This window comes from Streptomyces sp. SID3343 (assembly GCF_009865215.1).
GTDB lineage: Bacteria > Actinomycetota > Actinomycetes > Streptomycetales > Streptomycetaceae > Embleya.
Genome location: NZ_WWJX01000347.1, coordinates 1 through 3139, shown reverse-complemented (window position 1 = coordinate 3139; position 3139 = coordinate 1). Strand labels below are relative to the sequence as shown.

Sequence of the window (3139 nt, the reverse complement as noted above, 5' to 3'; positions counted from 1 at the left end):
GAGCGCGCGCGCCCCGCGTACGACGGCGTCCGCCGAGACCGCGTCCTCCAGCATGCCCCGGCGTGACGCGGCGGTCGCGGCGGCGCTGTCGCCCACCTCCAAGGGCCGCGGCGACAACGGCAGGAAGCCGATCTCCCCCGCCGCACCGGCCGCGCCCGGGAACAGCCGCCCCTCCGCGACGATGCCCATGCCCAGGCCGGTGCCCACGGTGATGTACACGAACAGCGGGCAGTCCACTCCCGCGCCGGAGTGGTACTCCCCCAGCGCCGCGAGGTTGGCGTCGTTGACGATGTCGACGGTGGTGCCGAGCGCGACCTCCATCCGCCCGCGCAGTCCCGGCCGGCCCCACCCGGGGAGGTTGACCGCGTAGCGAATCCGGTCGGCCGTGCGGTCGTAGACGCCGGGGCAGCCGATCACCGTGTGCGCGACGTCGCCCTGGACCAGGCCCGCGTCGGCGACCACGGTGTGCGCGAGGTTGGTGGCGGTGGTGAGCATGCCGGCCGAACCGCGGGCGCGATTGCGGCGGTCCTGGCGGGCGAGCAGGTTGCCGTCCAGGTCGGCCACGGCGACCCGGATCCAGGCCCGGCCGATGTCGATGCCCACGACGTAGCCTGCCGTGGGGTCGGGTTCGTACAACAGCGCGGCGCGGCCCCGCGCGCCGATCTCCAGGCCGACGGCGCGGACCAGGCCGGCGCGCTCCAGCGACTCCAGGGCGGTGGAGACGGTCGGCTTGGACAGTCCGGTGTCGCGGGCGAGTTGCGCGCGCGAGATCGGCGCGGCTGCGCGGACCCGGTCCAAGAGAACCCGTTCGTTGATACTGCGCAATACGCCGCTGTTGCCGTGCGTGGTCCCACCTGCGGTCATCGCGCCACTGTACGGCGCGGCGGCGAACACCCGCGCGGGTACCGGGATCCGTCACGATCGGGCAAAGACGTGGGCCGGATCGGGCGCCGCCTCTTGACGTGATTTTAGTAAAGGAATTTTACTTTACAAACCGGCGGCCACCATGTGCCCGGAGCACCGCGTACGACGCACGTCGCACCACGCACGTCGCACCACGCACGTTCCGTCCTCGCACTGCGCCCCGGGGTTGCCCGGGGGCGTCCCCGTCCAGGAGGTTCACGGTGAGCGCCGAACCACGCGCGGCCGCGCCGGACGGCGGATTCGTCCGCCGTATCGGCCTGTTCCAGGCGACCGCGATCAACATGAGTCAGATGTGCGGCATCGGGCCGTTCGTCACGATCCCCCTGATGGTCGGCACGTTCGGCGGCCCGCAGGCCGTCCTCGGCTTCCTCGCGGGCGCCCTGCTCGCCCTCGCCGACGGCCTGATCTGGGCCGAACTCGGCGCCGCGATGCCCGGCGCCGGCGGCACGTACATCTACCTGCGCGAGGCGTTCCAGTACCGCACCGGACGGCTGATGCCGTTCCTGTTCGTGTGGACCGCGATCCTGTTCATCCCCCTGATCATGTCCACCGGCGTGCTCGGCATGGTCCAGTACCTGCAATACCTGTGGCCCTCGATGAGCCAAACCCAGGGCGACTTCGTCGGCGTGGGCGTGGTGATCGCGGTCGTGCTCCTGTTGTGGCGCAAGATCGAGTCGATCGGGCTGCTGAGCACGATCATGTGGGTCGTCATGCTGATCAGCGTCGGCGCGGTGATCCTCGCGTCCTACACGCACTTCCGCCCCGGCATGGCTTTCGACTACCCCGACGGCGCGTTCGACGTGGGCACCACGGGTTTTTGGCTCGCGTTCGTCGGCGGGCTCAACATCGGCATCTACGACTATCTCGGCTACAACACCACGGCCTACGTCGGCGCCGAGATCAAGGACCCCGGGAGGGTGCTGCCGCGCTCGATCGTCTACTCGATCCTGGGCATCGGCGCGATCTACCTGGTCATGCAGATCGGCGTCCTGGGCGTCGTCGACACCGACACCATCTCGGGCTCGTCCTCGATCGGCTCGCTGGTGCTGGAGAAGGCGTGGGGCAAGGGCGCCGCGCAGACGGTGACCGTGCTCATCCTGATCACCGCGTTCGCGTCGGTGTTCGCCGGCCTCCTCGGCGGTTCGCGCGTGCCCTACGACGCGGCCCGCGACAAGGTGTTCTTCCGGCAGTTCGCCCGCCTGCACCCGCGTCACCGCTTCCCCACCGTGGGCCTGCTCACGATGGGCGTGGTCACCGCAGCCGGCTTCCTGATCGGCAACCACACCGACTTCAACACGATCATCGTGCTGTTGACCGCCGTGATGGTGATCGTGCAGGCCGTCTCGCAGGTCGCCGCCCTGATCGTGCTGCGCCGCCGGCAACCCGGGCTGAACCGCCCGTACCGCATGTGGCTCTACCCCGTACCGGCGATCGTCTCGCTTGTGGGCTGGGTCGCCGTCTTCTGCTACGCCGACAAGAATTCGCCCGGCCGGCACCCGATCGAATGGGCGCTCGCGTGGGTGGGACTGGGCTGCGTGGCGTTCGTGGTGTGGGCGAGATTCGAGCGCACCTGGCCGTTCGGGGAACGGGAGATCACCGAGGCTTATACGGAGGCTTGTACCGAGGCTCGTCTCGGCGGGCCCGGACGCGACAAGTCCGGGTCGGACACGCCCGGCACGGGCCCCGCGGCGGCCGATCCCTCCGTCTCGGAGCCCGCGTGACGACGGCCCACCGAGGCCGTACCCACGTCCCCGCGCCGGAGTCGGCCGAGGCCCGCTCCGGCGCGGGGGACGGGTTCGTCTGCGGCATCGACTTCGGCGGCACCAAAATCGCCATCGCCACCGCCCGTCCCGACGGAATCGTGCTGGCCGACACCCGCCTGCGCACCGACGCGCCCGCGGGTGCCGAACAGGCGCTGCGCCGCGCCCTGGACGCGGCCCGCGCACTCGTCGAGCGCACCGCCGCCGAGACCGGCGGACACTGCGCCGCGGTGGGCGCCGCGAGTCCCGGAATCGTGCTGCCGGACCGGATACTGCTCGCGCCCAACGTGCCCGGCTGGCAGAACCTGACCCTGGCGGCGACGCTGCGCGACGCGTTCGGCCTCGATCGCGCGCACGTGGCCGTCGGTACGGACGCCAAGGCCGCCGCGCTCGCCGAGGTGCGTTGGGGCGCCCTGCGCGGGGCCGATCCGGCGATCCTGCTCAGCCTGGGCACC

General features: G+C 71.3%; 3 protein-coding genes. 2 read left to right on the top strand and 1 reads right to left on the bottom strand.

Annotation, left to right across the window (positions count from 1 at the left end; all coding sequences use genetic code 11):
• The coding region (locus GT354_RS11955; protein WP_161356277.1) for an ROK family transcriptional regulator at positions 1-864 on the bottom strand (864 nt) is incomplete at its 3' end.
• A gap of 260 nt (positions 865-1124) precedes the next feature.
• On the opposite strand from GT354_RS11955, the gene GT354_RS11950 reads away from it, so the two are divergent.
• A complete protein-coding gene (locus GT354_RS11950) occupies positions 1125-2645 on the top strand; it encodes an APC family permease (protein WP_161356276.1) in 1521 nt (506 codons plus the stop codon).
• Positions 2642-3139, top strand: a 498-nt coding sequence (locus GT354_RS11945; protein WP_161356275.1) for an ROK family protein, incomplete at its 3' end; no start/stop codon positions are given. The genes GT354_RS11950 and GT354_RS11945, both read left to right, overlap by 4 nt.